The 21,572-nt window shown below is 42.6% G+C and carries 18 protein-coding genes and 2 tRNA genes; 3 read left to right on the top strand and 17 right to left on the bottom strand.

Going from position 1 to position 21,572, the window contains the following annotated elements; translation table 11 throughout:
* Positions 1-195: 195 nt before the first annotated feature.
* The 17 genes from AACS90_RS15720 to AACS90_RS15640 all read right to left on the bottom strand — a co-directional run bounded on the left by AACS90_RS15720 (position 196) and on the right by AACS90_RS15640 (position 19,637).
* On the bottom strand, positions 196-474 hold the full coding sequence (locus AACS90_RS15720) for a helix-turn-helix domain-containing protein (protein ID WP_099108832.1): 279 nt from the start codon (positions 472-474) through the stop codon (positions 196-198).
* A 16-nt stretch (positions 475-490) separates the two neighbouring features.
* Positions 491-1,330, bottom strand: a complete 840-nt coding sequence (locus tag AACS90_RS15715) for an MrpH family fimbial adhesin (protein ID WP_099108833.1) — start codon at positions 1,328-1,330, stop codon at positions 491-493.
* A 69-nt stretch (positions 1,331-1,399) separates the two neighbouring features.
* On the bottom strand, positions 1,400-1,978 hold the full coding sequence (locus tag AACS90_RS15710) for a fimbrial protein (RefSeq protein WP_099108834.1): 579 nt from the start codon (positions 1,976-1,978) through the stop codon (positions 1,400-1,402).
* 63 nt (positions 1,979-2,041) lie between these two features.
* Positions 2,042-2,800 carry a fimbria/pilus periplasmic chaperone gene (locus tag AACS90_RS15705; protein ID WP_099120652.1) on the bottom strand — a complete coding sequence of 253 codons (759 nt, stop codon included), beginning with the start codon at positions 2,798-2,800 and terminating at the stop codon, positions 2,042-2,044.
* Positions 2,801-2,929: 129 nt separating this feature from the next.
* Complete coding sequence (locus tag AACS90_RS15700; RefSeq protein ID WP_241538182.1) at positions 2,930-5,602, bottom strand: outer membrane usher protein; 2,673 nt, start codon at positions 5,600-5,602, stop codon at positions 2,930-2,932.
* A 322-nt stretch (positions 5,603-5,924) separates the two neighbouring features.
* Entirely contained in the window at positions 5,925-6,470 is a 546-nt protein-coding gene (locus tag AACS90_RS15695) for a fimbrial protein (RefSeq protein ID WP_099120650.1), read from the bottom strand.
* A gap of 725 nt (positions 6,471-7,195) precedes the next feature.
* On the bottom strand, positions 7,196-7,912 hold the full coding sequence (gene deoD / locus AACS90_RS15690) for a purine-nucleoside phosphorylase (RefSeq protein ID WP_099108838.1): 717 nt from the start codon (positions 7,910-7,912) through the stop codon (positions 7,196-7,198).
* Positions 7,913-8,110: 198 nt separating this feature from the next.
* Entirely contained in the window at positions 8,111-9,334 is a 1,224-nt protein-coding gene (gene deoB / locus AACS90_RS15685; RefSeq protein WP_099120649.1) for a phosphopentomutase, read from the bottom strand.
* A gap of 77 nt (positions 9,335-9,411) precedes the next feature.
* Positions 9,412-10,779, bottom strand: a complete 1,368-nt coding sequence (gene deoA / locus AACS90_RS15680) for a thymidine phosphorylase (protein WP_099120648.1) — start codon at positions 10,777-10,779, stop codon at positions 9,412-9,414.
* A 164-nt stretch (positions 10,780-10,943) separates the two neighbouring features.
* On the bottom strand, positions 10,944-11,723 hold the full coding sequence (deoC, locus tag AACS90_RS15675) for a deoxyribose-phosphate aldolase (RefSeq protein WP_099120647.1): 780 nt from the start codon (positions 11,721-11,723) through the stop codon (positions 10,944-10,946).
* Between the two features lie 563 nt (positions 11,724-12,286).
* On the bottom strand, positions 12,287-13,555 hold the full coding sequence (locus tag AACS90_RS15670; protein WP_193756871.1) for a NupC/NupG family nucleoside CNT transporter: 1,269 nt from the start codon (positions 13,553-13,555) through the stop codon (positions 12,287-12,289).
* A 338-nt stretch (positions 13,556-13,893) separates the two neighbouring features.
* Positions 13,894-14,664 carry a TatD family hydrolase gene (locus tag AACS90_RS15665; RefSeq protein WP_099120646.1) on the bottom strand — a complete coding sequence of 257 codons (771 nt, stop codon included), beginning with the start codon at positions 14,662-14,664 and terminating at the stop codon, positions 13,894-13,896.
* A gap of 238 nt (positions 14,665-14,902) precedes the next feature.
* Positions 14,903-16,054, bottom strand: a complete 1,152-nt coding sequence (locus AACS90_RS15660; RefSeq protein ID WP_099120645.1) for a patatin-like phospholipase family protein — start codon at positions 16,052-16,054, stop codon at positions 14,903-14,905.
* A 306-nt stretch (positions 16,055-16,360) separates the two neighbouring features.
* Entirely contained in the window at positions 16,361-16,783 is a 423-nt protein-coding gene (locus AACS90_RS15655; protein WP_099120644.1) for a BON domain-containing protein, read from the bottom strand.
* Positions 16,784-16,978: 195 nt separating this feature from the next.
* Positions 16,979-18,568: a peptide chain release factor 3 gene (gene prfC / locus AACS90_RS15650; RefSeq protein WP_099108846.1), complete on the bottom strand. Its 1,590-nt coding sequence runs from the start codon at positions 18,566-18,568 to the stop codon at positions 16,979-16,981.
* 243 nt (positions 18,569-18,811) lie between these two features.
* The gene (gene rimI / locus AACS90_RS15645; protein ID WP_099120643.1) at positions 18,812-19,258 is read right to left on the bottom strand and encodes a ribosomal protein S18-alanine N-acetyltransferase; all 447 of its coding nucleotides are present in this window, start codon (positions 19,256-19,258) and stop codon (positions 18,812-18,814) included.
* Positions 19,227-19,637: a DNA polymerase III subunit psi gene (locus tag AACS90_RS15640; RefSeq protein ID WP_099108848.1), complete on the bottom strand. Its 411-nt coding sequence runs from the start codon at positions 19,635-19,637 to the stop codon at positions 19,227-19,229. Before AACS90_RS15640 ends, rimI begins: the two co-directional genes overlap by 32 nt.
* Before the next feature lie 198 nt (positions 19,638-19,835).
* Here AACS90_RS15640 and rsmC point away from each other — a divergent pair, with 198 nt between their 5' ends.
* The 3 genes from rsmC to AACS90_RS15625 all read left to right on the top strand — a co-directional run bounded on the left by rsmC (position 19,836) and on the right by AACS90_RS15625 (position 21,229).
* Positions 19,836-20,849: a 16S rRNA (guanine(1207)-N(2))-methyltransferase RsmC gene (rsmC, locus tag AACS90_RS15635; protein WP_099120642.1), complete on the top strand. Its 1,014-nt coding sequence runs from the start codon at positions 19,836-19,838 to the stop codon at positions 20,847-20,849.
* A gap of 161 nt (positions 20,850-21,010) precedes the next feature.
* Positions 21,011-21,097 (top strand) — tRNA-Leu (locus AACS90_RS15630).
* Positions 21,098-21,142: 45 nt separating this feature from the next.
* Positions 21,143-21,229 (top strand) — tRNA-Leu (locus AACS90_RS15625).
* The last annotated feature ends 343 nt before the right edge of the window (positions 21,230-21,572 follow it).

Below are 21,572 nucleotides of genomic sequence, written 5' to 3'. Positions count from 1 at the left end.
TGACGATAAATAAAATTAATTTTGTTTTCAAAATACAATAATCAATTAATTTTTTGTAACGGGCTAATGGAATTCATATCTACATAGCCTGAAGATTCAGTCTATCTATGAGTGTTCTAATAAAGAAAAAGCCATCCTTTTTTGAGATGGCTTTTATAAAAATTAATAACTGTCTTTCTAATTAATACTTTTTATTCAATATAAATCTAATATTGTTTCAGCCACACAGGTATGTTGGTTTTTCATTTGAGGAGCGGGTTTAATAAAACAATCTTCCAGAAACCAGCTTGCAGGTGTTTTCAGAGTAATAGAGACAACAACCAAATGTTCCAGACTAATTCGATTCGTTCCCCGTTCATAACGTGATAACTGCTGGTGACTGACGCCGATTCTGTCCGCCAGCTCTGCTGCTGTTATCCCAAGCTCTTTTCGCTTCATTTGGATCCGTTTACCTACCAGCATACTGACTCGCATAGTATCTTTATCCTCATTATAAATAGGTTAGTAAGACAACTGCTGTACCTTCATATTTACCGGCTTTCGGTTGTATTAATGTGTGCAGTGTTGAAGTCAGAGTGAAAGTGGAAGGTATATATTTTCCCTCAGCAGTGACATTCACTCCATCTGCTGCATTCTTTCCATCAATCTGTAATGCTGAATAAATTTGTTTATTAGCATCGAGATAAACTTTGGGTTCGTTATTAATAGACTTAACCTGCAACATTATTTTGTTGCTATAAAGTGCACAGCTAAACTGGCCATTAATAGAACGGGTTGCGTTATTAACTTCTGAGGCTTTTAATTCACCATAAGCAATTTCAACGGGAACAATAAGTTCACAACTCTGGTTTGCAGGCGGTAATTTATTGCAGGTTGAATTAGGAAATTTTTGTGCTGTACCATAACCTGATGATATCTGGTTGGTATAAAACAAACCGACACACTGTGCATTCGCAGTAATAATCGGGAATGTGACCCGTTTAGGAATTCCAAGCTGACTTTTATAAGCCCGCATGACATCTGCGGTTGTCCGGTATTTATGGGCGTCAGTCAAACAGACCTTTGCATCAATACAAGAGCCATACATACCCGGCTGTTTACCATTGTTATACTGGACATCCGGGCCAACATAACATTGCGGCTTGTTATAACAAGGGTTCTCAATTCCCTCTTCTTCCGTCCATTCAATCAGCTCCATTGTCGTAATGGTTTGTTTACCCGATGTAGTGGTATTCACGGGCATAACATAAGCTCCACCATAAGAATATGAAGCAGTTAAGAAAAATAATGATGCAGAAAACTTCATTAATGATTTTGTAATATGACGCATAATTTATTTCCCTAAATAGCCCCAAGCCTGGCCCGAATATCATGGAAGCCACTCAAAAGGCTGGCGTAGCTATTCATAACTAAGCTCAAAAGTTGCCATCGCATTGAACTCTCCGACACCAATTTTGTTTTGCAAAAGTGCGTTAGGATCGGCTTTGACATAGGCCTGAAACGGAATGACATGACTACTGTTCGTGCCAGCAAGTGAGAACTGAGCCGTTTTATTAAAAGGAAGTGGTGTACCATCCAGTTTTTCCATACCAATAGCCGCACCAGAAGCATTGCTGCCGTGACTGAACGCCAATAATCCCGGCTGCTCTTTGCTCTCTTGCCCGACAAATTTGATATTCACTTTCTGCGCGACTTTAGGGTCACACTCTTCCAAATGCAGACGGAATGGCTGGCTTGGTGTGCGCTGATATAAATAAAGATCCCGGCTGGTAATGCTGCCAAAATCCACTTCCATCGCTTTATCTTCCGGTTTAATCACACAGGAAGGCGCCAGTACAGTCATCGTAATTCTGACATTTTGACGAAGGTTATCTTGCGCATAAGCACCTTGCAGGCTGCTCATTCCCAACAGGAATAAGGCCGGCAGTACTAATAATTTCCGCGCACAGTCAGAGAACTTTATATTTAACGAATTCATTATTCTTTATCCTAAAATTCATTATGATTGGGTGAAGTCTGTTTTGTGATTCACCAAATCTAATCAGCCCTCTTCATCGAGAATCTTTGTCACCGTACAGTTATTGCCACTACAACTAAAAGCTAACTGCGGGTGTCCGCCATAGTCATTGACATAAGTCAAGATAGGGCTACTACCGAAAGCGCTGGCTGTTCCGCCCAGTGTTTCACTGCTTTTAGGTGCCAGCATGAATGGCTTAAAGCCCTCGACCGGCTTGCCTTTAACTTGACTCTGGCCTTCTGCAATCGTGACGTAATATGGCGTTGGGTTATTCAGCACATACTGGTTTCCCTGACGGGTTAAGGTCAGTTTTTCCTGCCACGGATTTTCCAGATCCACACGACGTGCGATAACTGCTTCCGGGCGGTAGAACAATTTAATTTTCGTCTGTATCGCGAGTTGCAGAACATTTGATTTTTCACTGCGTGGTGGAATTTCACGGACGTTGAAATAGAACAGGCTTTCTCTATCCAGAGGTAATTGCGCTATCGCGGGTAGAGTCTGAATCTTAATCTGACTCTTCATCCCGGCTTCAATACGCTGAACAGGCGGAACAACAACAAGTGGGCTGTTGATTTTATTTCCCTGCTCATCTTCAATCCATGCCTGTGCTAAATAAGGCAAATCAGGGTGTTGATTCTCAATATTCAAGCTGACAGATTTTTCATTCCCATTAAAAATAGCCCGGGTACGATCTAATGCTATCGCCGCCGTTGCCTGATGCACTGACATTAAACTTGTTACCGTCACGGCAGCTATCATTAGAATTTTTTTCAGTTTCATAGTGTCATTAGCTCATGCTTTAAAAACGTATATTTGTATTACTGCGATCAATTAATATCGGCATTACCGCATTAAAAATTAATGTAATACTTCATAAAAAACCTATTCTGTGGTTTTTTTTATTACTTTTTACTTATCATTTACATTTAAAAACTGGCAAGGCAGCAAAAATGCGGTTGAATACTCTGATGAGATATCATCTGGTACAGTCACCTCACACTGAGCATGTCCATCCCAATGAATCTGCAATTTCTCACCCTTTTTCATTCCACTCAGATAGGCATAGCCATCATCACTCACCATGCCAATTTCCCGTTGGCTGGCGTTCATAACAGATGCACCAAAAGGCGGGAACGAACCATTAGGCAAACGGATCACTGTCATGGCTTTAATCCCGGATATCACCTGGAATTTACGATATCCAATGGCACCTTCGGTTAATGTCGCCAGCTGAACCGAACGCATTGCTTCCACGTCATCTGGCAATTTATCCAAGTCAATATTTGCGGTATTACGGTGATAGCTGTTCACATCAGCCAGTACAGCTTTGCCAAAGTAATTGGAATGAATTGAAGAGCCGTATGTCTGGACTGGCACATTCCGAACACCTTCGGTATCTACCATCAGGCGGGTTGCACCAGCTATATTTGTACGGTGTAAAGCGACTCCTTTACCCGTTGCAGTGATCCCACCCTGTAAACCCAGAGTCGCGCTAGTATTACTATCGGATTGATGGCTGGCGCTGGCGGTCACCAATGCTTCATCACCATAATGGGTGTAATAACCGTCTACTGTTGGCCTTCCACGAGTATTCACACCTGTTGAAATGCGATAGTTATTACGATCATCAATTCGATTGAAATAACCGACGGTATGACCATTACCCTGACGATTGACTAATCCGTTATAGCTGACAGTGCCTGTTTCTCCCCAGGGAATGGAAAGACTCAGATACAGACCATCATCTTTTTTATTGTCAAAATTGTTACGATAAGCGGATAAATTGACGTAGATACCTTTATAACGTGCTATATCCAGATGTTTGGATAAAGAGAGGTCATAGCGGTTATTCGTTGGCTTATTCCAGTAGGTCTGGTGGCTATAGCTGAAAGTGGTGCTGAACCCTAATTCATTAAATTGTTTATTTAAATTAACGGTATATAGTTCTTTTCCACTATCAGTGGATATATTTCGGGAACGGTAACGACGGTCAATATATTGCCCCATGCTCATGAAATCACGTTCAGAGAAGCGATATCCGGCAAATGTCAGCTGACTGTTGTATTCTTCAAAACGCTTCGAGTAACTGAGGCGATAAGATCCCCCCGTCAACGTTTTGTTCTCACCCGGCAATTTTGCTCTTGAACCTGTTACATCAAACGCTAATGCCCCAAACATCAGCAAATCACGTCCTATCCCCAGCGATAAGGCGTCATAGTCACCCGCAGCCAAAAGCCCGCCATACAATGACCAGCCGTTATTGATCCCCCAGGAAAATTCTCCCAAACCAAAAGCCGGCCCTTCACGACGATGCTTTTCATTCGTGGATTGTCCGCCAATAAATTTGTACTGCACACGTCCGGGGCGCGTTAGGAAAGGAACGGTTGCCGTATTGACCTGAAATTGCTGGACTCCACCATCCTGCTCTTCAATTCTAACATCCAGTGTCCCTGCTACGGCATCACTGAGATCCTGAATACGGAATGGGCCTGCGGAAACCTGAGTTTCATACAGCACCCTTCCCATCTGGCTGATAGTGACTTTGGCATTAGTTCTCGCTACACCTGTAACCTCAGCGGCATAGCCGCGTAAATTAGGCGGTAGCATATTTTCATCTGTTACCAGACTAATCCCGGTATAACGGAAGCTATCGAAAATATTGGAATTAAGGTAACTCTCTCCCAGTGTCAGCTTAGCTTCCATAGTGGGAAGTGCGCGATACGCGTAGTAACGGGTCCAGTCCCAACTGCGTTTTCTGGAACTGGAGCGATTTGTATCATCCGAACCGTTCTTCCCGGTATTAGTGTGATCGTATCTGCTCTGCCAGTTTGCACGGAAGCGCCACGCGCCGGCATTAATACCTGTCGTACCATTTGCGCTGATTTGCTGGCGAGCATTACCATGATCTGGTTTAGTTGCCTGTGCATAAAGGTTGTAATCAAATAACAATCCGGGTACACCTTCATCCCAGCGGGAAGGAGGGTCCCAATTCGGTGATTCATATTCCAGATAGATTTTAGGAACAACTAAATACAGGGTATAAGTGGCTAAATCCCCTTTAACCAAGGTCCCCGGCAGGCTATTCAGATCAAGGCATTTTTCATTATTCTGCCAGACTAATTTATCGGCCCATTTTGATTGCAGGCCGATTCTTTTCACTAATTCGGGGGAAATACAGGCTTCACTGCCTTTCGGATCATTATCCGGCACGAGAAAGTCAATAGGATACATATCCTGCAATTCAGACTGATTCACCCGAACTGCCATCATATAGTTCCCCGGCATGATATAACCTGCACGGGAAAACTTCTCCAAATCAATATTGGAGCGTTCATTAATATCCAGCGCATCAGTATTGAATTCAATGGGCTTAGAATAAGCAAACTGGATACCGGACAGAGAAAATAGTATCAGGGCAGAAAGTAGCTTAATACCGGGCGTCAGAGGTTTTGTATTTATTTTATTAGCTATTCTTTGTTTATTAAGCACGTGGTTTTTATTAAATATTCTTTTTCTATTACTGCGTGTTTCTTTATTAACAGACGAAAAATCATGATTCATAGAAGCTATAAACCAAGCCATAACATCCTCTAAGCAATGAATCGTTAATAATTCAATTTGAATTTAATTACTGCCTGATAGTGCCAAATCCGTATGTATGGCAGAATGTGTGATTTTCCGAATATAGGTAACTGAGAAAACATCAACTTCAATTAACTCTAAAGAAGCTGTTCAATTCTCAAGCCACTTAAATCGCTTTCTTATCAGTTTTAAACACCGTTATTAAACACAGTGCATGTTTGAAATAGGCTCAATAGTTATGCCAGGAAACCCAAATAAAAAATCAAAATGACATGGGCTTCCTGACATTCAGCAATTAAAAACTAGCCTTTAGTTTTCACTATTACAGGTAGTTCATAGTAAAGTATGCGAATGCATAGAAGTCACCTGTTGTTACAGTCTGACCAGGAATAACTTTCAGGTTTGCATCGAAACGCAGGCGGTTATCAACTGCATCTACACCAGTTGTAGGAGTGCCGAAACGAATCAGTCTTCCGTTCTCACCGTCATTTAAGTCGCCAATTTGGATGCCTACACCTTTAGCTTTACCTTTAATAGCTAAAAGATCGCCATTAGCATCAACCGTATCGCCTGTGAACGTTGTGGAAATTTTCTTTCCTGTGATATCAGAACATTTGTCTAAAATAATATCAAAAGGTATACGTTCGGATTGACCATCTTTGTTGGACTTAAACTTAGAAGTCCGAACTTCGCCAAAATCAACATCAATATGAGAGTTTTTAATTGAACAAGTCGGATTAATAATAGAACCTTTGAAGTGAACAAAACCACGATCATTCATGTTGTCATCACTTCCACCTGCATTTGCAGCGCCTGCAGTTAAAGCGACACCAAGACCTAAAACCATTGCCAATTTATTCAGTTTCATAATCGAATTTATACCTTTTAATTAAAAAGTAGGGATTTATATTCAGGGAATGTCCTAAACCCAGAAATTAATTTCTGGCTCTTAGGATAATTGCTATTTAGTTTTTTGACAGACTGCTTAACTGTTCAACTAAATGAAATCGATATTATGATTCTATACAAAGCACCCTAAGTCAAATTTCAGCGGATAAAACTGGCAATGATCCCTAACTGCGTATCGGATATGAGTTTTTACCAAAAACCACGCATAGACAGCAATATATTTTACTGATAAACATGTAAATTTAGATTATTTTCCTGAATTGCATCTCACAAAGACGAATAGTTTAGAATCTTAGTTTGCGCGTCTTTATTGAGCGATTTTGTCTTTTTTAAAATAAAAAAATACTCAATTAAACTAAGATAATGATAAAAATCAGATTTTAATATCAAAACAAAAGGAGAAGACAAAATATAAGCAAAATATTCATCTATTTTAGAAAATTAACACGCTAATTATAATATTAAATTATTACTTTAGTTGAATGGGTGTTTTTTGTTAAAAATATTCATTTATTATTTTCATAATAAAATCAGCGATTGATAAAATGAAAACAGACAAACAAATAAATGAGATTAATTCTTAATAAAACCATCTAAAAAACATATTATACTGGATAATAAAAAAGCCCTTCTCATTATAGAGAAGGGCTTTTATTTTAATAAAGTAATTAAATTACATTATTTTTAATTGTCACCTAACAAAATAGATTCAAGAGCGATTTCAATCATGTCATTGAAAGTAGTCTGACGCTCTTCAGCAGTAGTCTGTTCACCTGTACGAATATGGTCAGAAACAGTACAAATTGCCAGTGCTTTTGCACCAAATTCAGCCGCAACACCGTAAATGCCAGCCGCTTCCATTTCAACGCCCAAAATGCCGTATTTTTCCATGACATCGAACATTTGTGGGTCTGGAGTATAGAACAGATCCGCGGAGAAAATGTTACCAACGCGCGCATTGATATTTTTCGCTTTAGCTGCATCAACCGCATTACGGATCAAATCAAAGTCAGCGATTGCTGCAAAATCATGATCTTTAAAACGCAGACGGTTGACTTTAGAGTCAGTACAAGCACCCATACCAATCACTACGTCACGAATTTTAACATCTTCGCTTACGGCACCACAGGAGCCAATACGGATAATCTTTTTGACACCAAATTCGGTAATCAATTCTTTGGCATAAATGGAACAGGATGGAATGCCCATACCGTGCCCCATAACTGAAATGCGACGGCCTTTATAAGTACCAGTGAAGCCGAGCATACCGCGCACATCGTTAACCTGACGCACATCTTCCAGAAAAGTTTCTGCAATGTATTTTGCACGCAGTGGATCGCCTGGCATTAAAACAACATCAGCAAAATCGCCCATCTCAGCATTAATATGTGGGGTGGCCATAAATCTATTCCTTGTTTTTATTATACCCGTTGTCTTTCGGGCTGCCTTTTTGGTGGCTGTGCTCGCTCCTCCCGGTCACATAGCTACCTATGCTCCGGAGATTCACTCACTTGCCGCCGCGATGCCGCTCAAAATCCATAGGGTATGGGTAGTAAAAAAATATTAGCGATCGGGGAAGCCAACGGCTCCCCCGGAAAATCAGAACATCACTTTGCCGTAATCCATTGGTGTCAGGTCGAAATATTTCGCCACTGTCTGACCAATGTCAGCAAAGGTTTCACGATGCCCTAATGAGCCCGGTTTTACCTTTGGCCCATAAACCAGTACAGGTATATGCTCACGGGTATGATCCGTACCCGGCCAGGTTGGATCACAACCGTGGTCAGCCGTCAGGATCAGAATGTCATCTTCTTTCACCATCTTCAGCATTTCCGGCAAACGGCGATCAAACAGTTCCAGCGCAGCAGCATAACCGGCTACATCACGGCGATGACCGTAAGATGAGTCAAAATCAACAAAGTTGGTGAATACAATCGTATTGTCACCGGCCTGCTCCATCTCTACCAATGAAGCATCAAACAGCGCATCAATTCCCGTCGCTTTCACTTTTTTAGTGATACCGACATTCGCGTAAATATCAGCAATTTTACCAATGGAAACCACTTCACCCTGTTTCTCATCAACCAGTTTTTTCAGTACAGTTGGCGCTGGCGGCTCAACAGCCAAATCATGGCGATTACCGGTGCGCTGGAAGTTACCTGCTTTATCGCCGACAAACGGACGGGCAATTACACGGCCGATGTTATAACCGCCATCAGTGAGCTCTTCACGGGCGATTTCACATAATTCATATAGTTTATCCAGACCGAATGTTTCTTCATGACAAGCAATCTGGAAAACGGAATCCGCTGAGGTATAGAAAATCGGTTTACCCGTTTTCATGTGCTCTTCTCCCAGCTTATCCAGAATAACAGTACCGGAAGAGTGGCAGTTACCCAGATAACCCGGCAGGTTGGCACGTTCAACCAGTTTATCCAATAATTCCTGTGGGAAGCTGTTTTCTAATTCGTGAAAATAACCCCAGTCGAATAAAACCGGAACACCGGCAATTTCCCAATGACCTGATGGTGTGTCTTTACCAGAAGAAAGTTCACTCGCATAACCATAGGCACCGATAATTTCGGCATCTTTATCCAAACCAACCGGGAAGGTTCCACTGGATTCTTCCGTTGCTTTTCCCAGTCCCAAACGGCTCAGATTCGGTAACTTCAACAATCCCTGACGACCGATATCAGCTTCACCACGAGCGCACTGTTCTGCAATATGCCCTAAAGTGTTAGACCCTTTGTCACCAAATCTTTCTGCATCTGCACTCGCACCGATACCAAAGGAATCCAAGACCATGATGAATGTACGTTTCATAATTTTCTCCTGTGTCAATTCACGCTATCAATGCGGGAACTGCCAGCTGTTAAAATCTATTCAATACTTCTGTTGAATTATCCACCAATACGACGATAAACCATCTGGGTGGCGACTTTCATTCCGGCATCCACTTCTGTTGCCGAAGTATGTGCCTGTTGAAAAACAAGCGATGCACGCACAGCCTCTGCCGCCATATGCCAGTCATCTTCATTATTGGCATGAATCACCATCAGAGGAGTATCTGTGTTTACTTCTGAGCCAAGCGCAATAATATCACTCAGCCCCACACTGTAATTAATCGGATCAGTCGCTTTGCGGCGACCACCGCCTAATGCAACGACTGCCATCCCCAATGCACGGGTATCCATTTCTGTTACAATGCTTTGTTTTTTAATTATATTATTTTCAGCAAATACAGGTCTGCTGAAAGAAGCTGTCGGTAAATAACGGTCATAGTTTTCAATAAAATCAGCAGGCCCTTTCTGGGCTGCCACCATACGCCCGAATATTTCCGCAGCCTTACCATTATCGAGTACTGCCTGTAATTGACGATATGCAGCATCACGATCTTCTGCCAGTTTACCCGATACCAACATTTCAGCAGATAATGCCATCGTCACTTCAAATAACCGGGGATTGCGGTATTCTCCTGTCAGAAACTGCACCGCTTCACGCACTTCCAGCGCATTACCGGCACTGGATGCTAATACCTGGTTCATATCTGTCAACAGCGCCGTTGTTTTACAACCAGCACCATTAGCCACCGCAACAATCGATTCCGCCAGCTGTTCTGACTGCTCATAAGTCGGCATAAATGCGCCAGAACCGACTTTCACATCCATAACTAAAGCGTCTAATCCTTCAGCCAGTTTTTTGCCCAGAATAGAAGCGGTAATCAGCGGAATAGAATCAACAGTAGCAGTAATATCACGTGTTGCATAAAAACGTTTATCCGCGGGTGCCAGTGATTTAGTCTGACCGATAATTGCAACACCAACATCCCGGATAATGTCACGGAATCGGTGATCATCGGGGAAAATATCAAAACCGGGGATGGATTCTAATTTATCCAGCGTCCCTCCGGTATGACCTAATCCACGCCCTGAGATCATCGGAACATAACCTCCACATGCTGCAACCATCGGTCCCAGCATCAGGGATGTCACATCACCTACCCCACCCGTCGAGTGTTTATCCACGACCGGGCCGGGCAGATTCAGCTTTTTCCAGTCAAGGACTGTACCAGAATCACGTACCGCCAATGTTAAGGCAATACGCTCTTCCATCGTCATATCCCGGAAATAAATGGCCATCGCCAGAGCAGCAATTTGCCCTTCTGATACCGTATTATCACGCACAGCGTTAATAAAGAAGCGGATTTCTTCTTCGCTCAGTGAAAAACCATCTCGTTTTTTGCGGATAATTTCCTGTGCCAAAAACAAAGCTACCTCCCATTATCATTGTCTGAGAAGAACAGTAGTCATGAATCAGCTCTATCTTAACGAACATTCAAGGCATTGTTATTGATCTTAAACGACTGTTTTCATAACTACTGCATTCAATAACTTCTATTCCCAATAACTACTGCTCTCAATAATCGCTATTGTTAATAATTACTGTTTTGTTTTTGACCCTGATGACCCAGCGCCGTCAATAAGCTACCCAGCAGACTGGAAGCGCCAAAACGGAAGTGGCGGGAGTCTGCCCATTTGTCGCCCATGATCCGGCCTGCCAGTGCCAGATATTGTGCTGCTTCTTCTGCTGTGCGAACGCCCCCCGCCGGTTTAAACCCGACAGCCTCTCCCACGTCCATATCACGGATGACACTCAGCATGATCTCTGCACTTTCCAGTGTCGCATTAACCGGCACTTTCCCGGTTGATGTCTTAATAAAATCAGCACCCGCTTTAATCGAGATTTCAGAGGCTTTACGGATCAGCGCAGCGTCTTTCAGCTCTCCGGTTTCAATAATGACTTTCAGCCAGACACCTGATTCAGCACAGGCATCTTTACAGGCTTTAACCAGATCAAAACCAATTTGTTCGTTACCCGCCATCAATGCGCGATAAGGGAAAACCACATCCACTTCATCTGCACCATAAGCAATTGCTGCACGGGTTTCTGCCAGCGCGATATCAATATCATCATTGCCATGAGGGAAGTTTGTAACAGTAGCGATCCGGATATCCGGTGTTCCCTGTTCACGTAATACCTTACGAGCGAGGGGAATAAAACGCGGATAGATACAGATGGCCGCAGTATGCCCTGCCGGACTGTTTGCCTGATGGCAAAGTTCTGTCACTTTCTCATCAGTATCATCATCATTGAGTGTAGTTAAATCCATCAAGCTCAGCGCACGCTGAGCAGCTGCGGTTAAATCGGTCATAAAACTCTCCAACGGTATTTTTATCGTAACTGAATCAGTTCACATATTCTTCCGAACATTTATACACTTCGTCTTTCAAGTTGCCTCTTTGTTGGCTGCGCTCGCTCACCCCAGTCACATAGTTATCTATGCTCCTGGGGATTTACTCCCTTTCCGCCGCGATGCATCTTGAAATTCATTGTGTATAATCGCTAACTGTTTCGAATTATTAATGTATTCATATGTTGGTGAGCGGACTTGGTTCCTTGAAGATGTTGCAATGCCCTATCTCGCAGCAACAACAGAGTTCCTTCTCTCCGCACCTTTTTCTTTAGTTTGATTTTTTCAGCTTGTCTTGCCCGGCAGGTATTAGCTTAATCAATGAAATCTTGATTCATCATTATTTGAACATGTAAGTATGTAATAATTCATGCTCAGAATCACACTAATCAAATGAAAATTGCAATTATTATCATTTTATCGTGATTAAAATCACATTGATTAAGCCCGGAAAAAATAAAATGCAGGTAAGATTAACTCACCTGCATTCAATTTAGTCTGTGTTTTCTGGTTAGACTTCCTAATTATGCCAGAGAGAGGAAGAACCCTGCAATTGTGGCACTCATCAGGTTAGAGAGTGAACCAGCCAATACTGCTTTCAGACCAAAACGGGCAATGTCACCACGACGGCTTGGTGCCATACCGCCTAAACCGCCCAGCAAGATAGCAACAGAAGAAAGGTTAGCAAAGCCACACAGTGCGAAAGAAATAATTGCTTTCGTATGTTCAGAAAGAACCTGAAGTCCCGCTGCGCGGACAACATCATCCGGTTTCAGGTATTCACCAAAGTTCATAAATGCAACGAATTCATTAACGACCAGTTTCTGTCCGATGAAAGAACCAGCAACTGTTGCTTCATTCCACGGTACACCAATCAGGTAAGCGATTGGTGAGAATACCCAGCCTAACAGCAGTTCCAGAGATAATTGTGGGTAATTGAACCAGCCACCAATGCCACCCAGAATACCATTCAGTAAAGCAATCAGAGCAATAAATGCCAACAGCATTGCACCCACATTCAGAGCCAGCTGCATACCGGATGCTGCACCAGATGCCGCCGCATCAATAATATTTGCAGGGCGATCTTCTGCTGATACCAGAGACATAGCATCAACATTATCGTGAGTGGTTTCAGTTTCCGGTACCATCAGTTTCGCAAACAGCAGGCCACCCGGCGCTGCCATGAATGACGCTGCAATCAGATATTCCAGTGGAACACCCATTGATGCATAACCCGCCAGTACAGAACCGGCTACCGATGCCAGACCACCACACATCACAGCAAATAGTTCGGATTGTGTCATGCTCGCAATATAAGGACGAACAACCAGAGGCGCTTCAGTCTGGCCAACGAAGATATTCGCTGTTGCTGACAGGGATTCAGTACGTGATGTTCCCAATACTTTTTGCAGGCCGCCACCCAAAATTTTGATGATTAGCTGCATAACACCAATGTAATACAAAACGGCAATCAGAGAAGAGAAGAAAACGATGACTGGCAGAACGCGCAGGGCAAAGACAAAACCGCCGCCGCCGAACAGCTCAAACATTTTGTTGGATACCAGCCCGCCAAAAATGAAATCCATTCCCTGCTGACCATATCCAATTACATTGGAAACACCTTTTGACATTCCACCCAGAATGTCTTTACCTGCTGGTACATAAAGTACAAATGCACCAACAATAACCTGAATCAAGAAGGCACCAAGGACAGTGCGGATTTTAATAGCTTTATAATTACTCGAGAAAAGTACTGCGATAAAAATCAGCACTACCATCCCTATCAGGCTCATAATGAGTTGCATTGGAAGAATCCCTGTTCACTGAATGAATTAAAAATATGTCAGTTATATTGTGAGTTCCTACTGACACTGTGTGTGGAGGCGATTATACCCAGTAGTAAAAAAGAACAAGCAACTGACATCACAAATTAATGCAGCAAAAAGTAATATAAAAACAGGAAATGAGACTTATATCACATATAACCATTCAATTTATCAGGGTTTAGATAATTTTGCGGTAAAAAAGGAAGAAATGAGAAGATAATGCCAGTTAAATATTATTAATGTTTATTTCAACCAGAATAGCCTATTTTGCTCAACCAAAAGTAGACTATTTCCACTGAGATAAATTAGCTGATCGCAAATAATGCCATGCTATTTTGATAAATTTGGCGGGAAATTTCATCCGGAGATTCAGGACGTAATTCACACAATACAGAAAAAATCTGCGCGATTCTTTCGGGTCGGTTTGGCTGCCCCTGAAAACCAGCTAATGGCATATCAGGGGCATCCGTTTCCAATACTAAAGAGGAAAGAGGTAAGCGAGCTATCGTATCACGCGTCTTTTTCGCTCTTTCATACGTAATCGTTCCCCCGACGCCAATGTAAAAACCCAGACGTACAAAGGCCTGCGCCTGAGATAAGCTACCAGCAAAGCCATGAATAACGCCGGTGCGTGGAACATGATGCTTTCGCAACATTGCCGCCAGTTGATCGTGGCTTTTGCGGGAATGGAGCAGAACAGGCAATTCATATTTTTTGGCCAGCTTAAGCTGAACTGCCAGAACGTTTTTCTGCCGCTCAAACTGGGGTTCTGCCATGTACAGATCAAGCCCAATTTCACCCACGGCTACACAATGGGGGAGTTTCTCTTTTAGTTTCTGCTCCAGACAATCCAGATCTGTATCATGATGTTCATTAATATATAAAGGATGCAATCCAAACGCGGCATAGATTGCCTGATACTTAGCCGCCAAATCAGCAACCCTCTGGAAATATACCTGACTGACAGTCGGCACAATAATTTTTTCAACGCCTGCTTGTCTGGCTCGCTCTAAACTTACGGCTTCGTCACCCGAAAAAGGAGGGAAATCAAAATGGCAATGTGTGTCAATAAACATCTATTTATCCATATCATACACTTCTTCTTTCAAGTTGCCTCTTTGTTGGCTGCGCTCGTTCACCCCAGTCACCGTTTTTATAAACATACGGTTATCTATGCTCACGGGGATTACTGAGAGGCTCCTGCCTCTCACCGGAGGCCAGCCTTTGGCTGGGCAAATTCGTTCCCGACGAATTTGTTACTCTCTTGCCACCGCGAGGCATCTTGAAATCCATTGTGCATATTTTTCGTCATCATTATTGTTCGTCATAATCGTTATTGATCATAGCCGTACCAGTCAGTGGCATCTGTTCGCTGTCATTCACGCCGGTTTCCTCCGCTATTCTTGCCGAAGTATCTATTGCGGGGGTATGCTCACTACACAGAAAACTATTGCGACGAAAACAATTACGGTTAGTTCCATCGTGGTTTAAGCCGCTGCGGGAAACACCATAACTTTTACGTTTTTGCGGCCCAAACTTACCACCGACAAAAGTATGTCCGATAGTCGCCAAAAAGTACCGCCCACAACGCCTACCCAGATGATAATCTGTATTCAATGCTTTCGTTTTACTCCCCAGAGCCATAGTTGCCAACGGTGCGGGTGGCCTAATTTCGAAGATTTGTACGTCATCCGGTGGATTTTCAATAAACCGTTGTGTCCGGAAGTAACTTGTAGCGTGCAGCTTCAACATTCTGAGCATTTTTTGCTGACTGCTGGTTTCCAGCCAGCGTTCCACTCGCTTGAACCACTGTGACGTATAATAAAGCTGTGAAGGCACTGTCCTGACCACGACAATAGTATCAGCCCCCCGACGATATGCCTCTTCAACCGGAATCGCATCACTAATGCCACCATCCTGATAAACGATACCATCGAGCGTTACACCATTGCGATAAAATCCGGGGATCGCGCTGGAAGCCTTGATAATTTCCATCCAGTTACTTTCATTAGGTTGAAAATAACTGGCTTCGAAATTATCAGCACGGCAGGTACACATATAAAACTCACGACCATCATCAAAATGGTCCATCGCAATAGGAATGTTTAAGGGAATTTGTTCAGAGATCATATCAATATACCAATCCAAATCGATAAGATGCCCACCCCGGACAAAGCGCAATGGGTTGAAGAAAGTCGGATTGGTTGTGTACTTGTTGATCACCTTGCGGGCATAGCCTTTTTGACCGCAGATATAAGCAGAAAGGTTCTGAGCACCAGCCGAGGTACCAAGAAATAATTCGAACGGATTAAAATCTAACCGGAGAAATTCATCTAACACACCTGCGGTAAAAATCCCACGCTGCCCACCGCCTTCACAGACAAGTGCAATTTTTCCCGGTTTTATCCGCGATGTATAAGCTAAAGGCTCTATATTACCCAACGTAATTGGAATATGTTTCCCCACATTTCCCCCTACAAAGTCAATGTCTGTTCCAAGGTGTCATTTGAATTATGATCATCTTTCAGTAATTAGTAATAATGTTATGCAAACAATTCCTCACTCAAGTGATTTATCATTTGAGCAAAGCATCCGTAAAGCCTGTCTTAAATAATGGAGATTAATTCACCAACAGGCAAGTTATTACCAATAATCTGAATAGATCTTATCCTTTATATTCTTGAAGAGATAATCGCTTAATTAGATTAAGTTTTATTTGGGGAATAAGCCGGTAGAGTGACTTATTATCAGTCACTCTCAACAAAAAATAGATTATTTTTTAGTGGACACGGTGCTGTTTACGGCCTGAACGCCTTCCACTTTATGAGCAAGCCTGATAGCTCGTTTTGCCAGCTCTTCATGTTTGACAAAACCAGAAAGATAAACTACGCCTTTTTCTGTTTTCACTGAAATATTATTATCGTGACTATTAAGCCCGGTATCTTCCAGAAAACTTTCTTTTATTCGGGCAGTAATAGCACTATCGTCAGAATTATTATCTGCTTTTTTAAGGGAATTCTCGCTTTTTTTCCCGCTATGATTTCTTGAATCATTAATTTTCTGGTCTGTATTTTCCTGTGCTTTACCTTCTGACAGATAAGTTGAAGATGTTCCTGCTGCCAGTGCGTTACCACCTATTAGTACCGAGCCTAAAACAACAGCCAGGAATGAGTTTGTGAACTTTAAATTTTTCATCCTACTACCTTCCTTTTATCTGAGTCAGAATGTCAAAGGATGATATATCAATAAATTAAGCAAATGGTATGAGCTTTACAATAACTCACGTATATTTTCTTATACCTAGAAATGATGCTTTTAAATAAAACAGAAAGTATTAATTATGGTAGGAAAAATAAAAAAGGCCAACGAGGTGTTGGCCCATAAAAAATATCAATGTTCCCGTGTTTTACGGAAAACTACCTCAGGATAGCGTTCGCTGGTCAGGTTTAAATTAACCATGGTTGGAGCAATGTAGCTCAGGTTATCACCACCATCAAAGGCCAAATTTTGTTCATTCTTACGTTTGAACTCTTCCAGCTTTTTGACATCGCTACATTCTACCCAACGAGCGGTAGAAACATTGACAGGCTCATAGAGTGCTTCTACGTTATATTCACTCTTCAGCCGGGCAACAACAACATCAAACTGAAGCACACCCACGGCACCAACAATCAAATCATTATTGGTTAATGGACGGAATACCTGCACAGCTCCCTCTTCCGACAACTGAACCAGACCTTTCAGCAATTGTTTCTGTTTCAGAGGATCACGCAGACGAATGCGGCGGAACAATTCAGGAGCAAAGTTAGGAATACCGGTAAATTTCAGCTCTTCACCCTGAGTGAAAGTATCACCAATCTGGATAGTACCGTGGTTATGCAGACCAATAATATCGCCCGGATACGCATCTTCAACATGAGAACGATCACCAGCCATGAAAGTCAGTGCATCTGAGATAACCACATCTTTTTTGATACGAACCTGACGCAGTTTCATGCCTTTTTCATATTTACCGGAAACAATACGCAAAAATGCTACACGGTCGCGGTGTTTCGGGTCCATATTGGCCTGAATTTTGAACACAAATCCGGAGAATTTTTCTTCTTGTGCTGTCACTTCGCGCGCATCAGTCTGACGCGGCATTGGCGTTGGGGCCCACTTAACCAGACCATCCAGCATATGATCGACACCAAAGTTACCTAACGCAGTACCAAAGAATACCGGCGTCAGTTCACCCTGCAAAAAGGCATCCAGATCAAATTCATGTGATGCGCCTTTAACTAACTCCAGCTCTTCACGCAACTGCTCGGCCAACTCTTCTCCGACAGCAGTATCCAGTTCAGGATTATCCAGGCCTTTAATAACCCGGACTTCCTGAATAGTATGCCCCTGACCGGATTGATACAGATAAATTTCATCCTGATAGAGATGGTAAACCCCTTTGAAAGACTTACCACAACCGATAGGCCATGTGATCGGACAACAAGCGATCTTCAGCTCATTTTCGACTTCATCCATCAGCTCCATCGGATCACGAATATCACGGTCGAGCTTATTCATGAATGTCAGGATTGGCGTGTCACGCAGGCGGGTAACTTCCATCAGCTTACGGGTACGATCTTCAACACCTTTTGCCGCATCAATAACCATCAGACAGCAGTCAACCGCTGTCAGAGTACGGTAAGTATCTTCAGAGAAGTCTTCATGCCCCGGCGTATCCAGCAGGTTAACCAGACAATCGCCATAAGGAAACTGCATCACTGAGGTGGTAATGGAAATACCACGTTGTTTTTCCATTTCCATCCAGTCTGATTTAGCATGCTGATTGGAACCCCGGCCTTTTACCGTTCCCGCTTTCTGAATTGCCTGTCCGAATAACAGGACTTTTTCAGTAATTGTTGTTTTACCCGCATCAGGATGCGAAATTATTGCAAATGTGCGCCGTTTCGCAACTTCTTGCAGAAATGGAGAATTTGACATCTATTGAAATCTTCTATTCTGTACGCGGATCGATACCATATTGAGGTGCCATCAGAGACCCTTAATCCATCCAATCCGGTATGTTAATTGGAATTAGCGTTTATTTTCGCTGAACTTGGCGTTATAAACAACTAATGATACGCAAGATGATGATGCAGAAAATCATCATGACTTCATCAGATTCAATCTACATTCCCTTTCTCCTGAATCGCAAAAGTTCATATACGGGTATGTCACTCATACTCACCCAAACAGCGGTAACGCCATAATAATGGCATCTTCCTTACCTGTCGCGGTCGGGTAATAATTTTTGCGGATGGAAACTTCGTTGAAGCCCAGATCTTCATATAACCGAATTGCAGACTGGTTGGAACACCGGACTTCAAGCCATAACGTATTTATCTGTTTTTCAGGTAATGTGTCAATCAGATAATTTAATAGCGTTCTTCCATGCCCTTGTGATTGATATTCCGGATGGATAGCGATATTAAATAGCGTTGCTTCATCCAAAATATACTGGGTTATTGCAAAACCAATTATCTGGTTATTAAGCTCGATCTTATAATTGAGATAACGCTCTCCCTGATTAGAGTAGAATGTTGTCTCACTCCACGGAAAGGGGTGGCTGGCCTGTTCTATCTGGAAGGCCGCGGGAAGATCAGCGGGAGTTAATAGAGAAATATTCTTCATAATGGTAAATTTGTTGCCAAAGAGAACGTTTTGCATCCCCATCAAGGGATAAGTCATTTAATGCCGGGCTTCTCAAAGAAATCCCTTGTATTGATAAGGTAATATCAACCCCCAGCAGCCAGCATGGGCAGCGGATTGATTCCGAAAGCAGCTCAACATCTTTTGTTGTGATGCAATAAACTAATGAGGCATCAATCCCCATGGCTGTGAAAATATCAGCAAGTAATGAATGGCTTAAGTCAATGTGATCATGGGTAATGATCAACAGACGGGTTGAGTCAGGGATGAGGACAGATAATTCACCCCGCAGGGCCGCAGGGTTACGCAGAACCCATTGGGTGATACCCAACCGGGTTAGTGATCTGTCACGCTTCGTCATCGTGTTTTATTCCATCTGCCATAAAAAATAACAGGTAATATATACCCAGTAGATTTCAGGCTATCAGCAGTAAAACTGTCACCTGAAAGATGAGCGGTATAGTATCAGAGGGCTTATCTCTGCGCCAACAACATGGCATCCCAGCTTTGCCCAAAGATAATTATGACCGGATAAAGACCTATAAGGAGCTATACATAGATGTCAGCATTAACACCGGCCAGTGAAGTTATCCTGCGCCATCAAGAGCAATTCCACTCCCATCATCTGCTCTTCGCAGGCGATCTTCAGGATACACTGGCAACGGAAATCGAAGCCGCAAGTGTACGGGTACACACTAGTCAATATCATCACTGGCAATCCCTGATCCGTACATTAGGTGATAATGCTCAGTTTGGCCTGACGGCTGATAAAGCGTTTGTCAAAGATTGCGATACGCTGATTTATTACTGGCCAAAAAGCAAGCAGGAAGCCCGTTTCCAACTCCGCAGCCTGTTTTCAATCCTGCCTGTCGGAACAAATATTTTTATTGTCGGCGAAAACCGCAGTGGTGTGCGTAGCGTTGATAAGTTGATGGAAGGTATTGTTACTTTCCGCAAAGTCGATACTGCCCGCCGTTGCAGCCTTTTTTATGGTCAGCTTGAACAACAGGTTCAGTTTGATCAGAACAACTGGTGGCATAGCTATCAGGTTGGGGATACCATCGTCAATACACTGCCCGGCGTATTCAGTCAGGATGATCTGGATGTCGGCAGCCGTCTTCTGCTTTCCACTTTTGATAAACCGATTTCCGGCAACTTGCTGGATATTGCCTGTGGCTCTGGTGTGCTGGCCGCAGTGTTGGGTAAAAATAATCCCGATTTGTCACTGACTCTCAGCGATGTCAATGCAGCCGCCATAACATCCAGTAAAGCAACATTGAAAGCCAATAAACTGGAAGGAAATGTTATCACCAGCAACGTCTATTCTGCTATTGAAGAGAAATTCAACTGGATAGTCTCTAATCCGCCATTCCATGATGGTCTGAAAACCAGTATGGCAGCCGCTGATGACATGATACGTATGGCACCAAATTATCTGAAATCCGGTGGTAAATTCCGCATCGTAGCAAACTCGTTTTTGCCTTATGCTGATTTACTGGATAGCGCTTTCGGCAGTCACGAAGTCCTTGCCCAGACAGGTAAATTCAAAATTTACCAAGCCACCAAGAAGTAACAGACAAAAGACCGCTATTGCCCATCTCCCCGGAAGGGCAATAGCAACATGTCGATTTTTACATCAGTCATGCTTTCTTGCGATAAATAATGATTGACGCCAGCCGTAAAATCTCTAGAATGCGCCCCCATGCTATCTGTTTAAAGATGGTATCTGAATTTGCGAGGGTGGCGGAATTGGTAGACGCGCTAGCTTCAGGTGTTAGTGTTCTAACGGACGTGGGGGTTCAAGTCCCCCCCTTCGCACCAAATCAGATAGTTATCATTAAACAAATCAGATAAATAACAGTACCTGCGAGGGTGGCGGAATTGGTAGACGCGCTAGCTTCAGGTGTTAGTGTCCTAACGGACGTGGGGGTTCAAGTCCCCCCCTTCGCACCACTGTTACTATTTATCTGATTTTCCTCTTGTTACTTTTATTTTCCCCTCCCTATGTTATTAACATATCCAGTTTCTTAATCCTATTTCACCATCGCATCCCTGAACTCAAATTCCCTCTATTATCTGTTATATCTCCTCAAAACTATCACTATTCCCTGAGAAATCTAAAAAATCAATTTTTATAAATTAATATTATTAAATTTATTTATACATAATAAATCCATAAATAATAACAAGTTATTACTTATACTTTAATTTAAAAAAACAGACATTAAATCATTTAATTAATACGGTAATTATTTTATTATTTTTTCTGGCGTAATTTAAATATTGAAACTAACAT

It is taken from the genome of Xenorhabdus sp. KK7.4 (genome assembly GCF_963876465.1).
GTDB classification, from domain to species: Bacteria; Pseudomonadota; Gammaproteobacteria; order Enterobacterales; family Enterobacteriaceae; genus Xenorhabdus; species Xenorhabdus stockiae.
Note: the sequence above shows the minus strand (reverse complement) of the source record. Positions and strands in the feature narration are given on the sequence as shown.

Excerpts from the sequence above, each read along its gene's own strand:
- AACS90_RS15720 (WP_099108832.1), bottom strand. The coding sequence starts at position 474 with ATGCGAGTCAGTATGCTGGTAGGTAAACGGATCCAAATGAAGCGAAAA.
- AACS90_RS15715 (WP_099108833.1), bottom strand. The coding sequence starts at position 1,330 with ATGCGTCATATTACAAAATCATTAATGAAGTTTTCTGCATCATTATTT.
- AACS90_RS15710 (WP_099108834.1), bottom strand. The coding sequence starts at position 1,978 with ATGAATTCGTTAAATATAAAGTTCTCTGACTGTGCGCGGAAATTATTA.
- AACS90_RS15705 (WP_099120652.1), bottom strand. The coding sequence starts at position 2,800 with ATGAAACTGAAAAAAATTCTAATGATAGCTGCCGTGACGGTAACAAGT.
- AACS90_RS15700 (WP_241538182.1), bottom strand. The coding sequence starts at position 5,602 with ATGGCTTGGTTTATAGCTTCTATGAATCATGATTTTTCGTCTGTTAAT.
- AACS90_RS15695 (WP_099120650.1), bottom strand. The coding sequence starts at position 6,470 with ATGAAACTGAATAAATTGGCAATGGTTTTAGGTCTTGGTGTCGCTTTA.
- deoD (WP_099108838.1), bottom strand. The coding sequence starts at position 7,912 with ATGGCCACCCCACATATTAATGCTGAGATGGGCGATTTTGCTGATGTT.
- deoB (WP_099120649.1), bottom strand. The coding sequence starts at position 9,334 with ATGAAACGTACATTCATCATGGTCTTGGATTCCTTTGGTATCGGTGCG.
- deoC (WP_099120647.1), bottom strand. The coding sequence starts at position 11,723 with ATGACCGATTTAACCGCAGCTGCTCAGCGTGCGCTGAGCTTGATGGAT.
- AACS90_RS15670 (WP_193756871.1), bottom strand. The coding sequence starts at position 13,555 with ATGAGCCTGATAGGGATGGTAGTGCTGATTTTTATCGCAGTACTTTTC.
- AACS90_RS15665 (WP_099120646.1), bottom strand. The coding sequence starts at position 14,664 with ATGTTTATTGACACACATTGCCATTTTGATTTCCCTCCTTTTTCGGGT.
- AACS90_RS15655 (WP_099120644.1), bottom strand. The coding sequence starts at position 16,783 with ATGAAAAATTTAAAGTTCACAAACTCATTCCTGGCTGTTGTTTTAGGC.
- prfC (WP_099108846.1), bottom strand. The coding sequence starts at position 18,568 with ATGTCAAATTCTCCATTTCTGCAAGAAGTTGCGAAACGGCGCACATTT.
- rimI (WP_099120643.1), bottom strand. The coding sequence starts at position 19,258 with ATGAAGAATATTTCTCTATTAACTCCCGCTGATCTTCCCGCGGCCTTC.
- AACS90_RS15640 (WP_099108848.1), bottom strand. The coding sequence starts at position 19,637 with ATGACGAAGCGTGACAGATCACTAACCCGGTTGGGTATCACCCAATGG.
- rsmC (WP_099120642.1), top strand. The coding sequence starts at position 19,836 with ATGTCAGCATTAACACCGGCCAGTGAAGTTATCCTGCGCCATCAAGAG.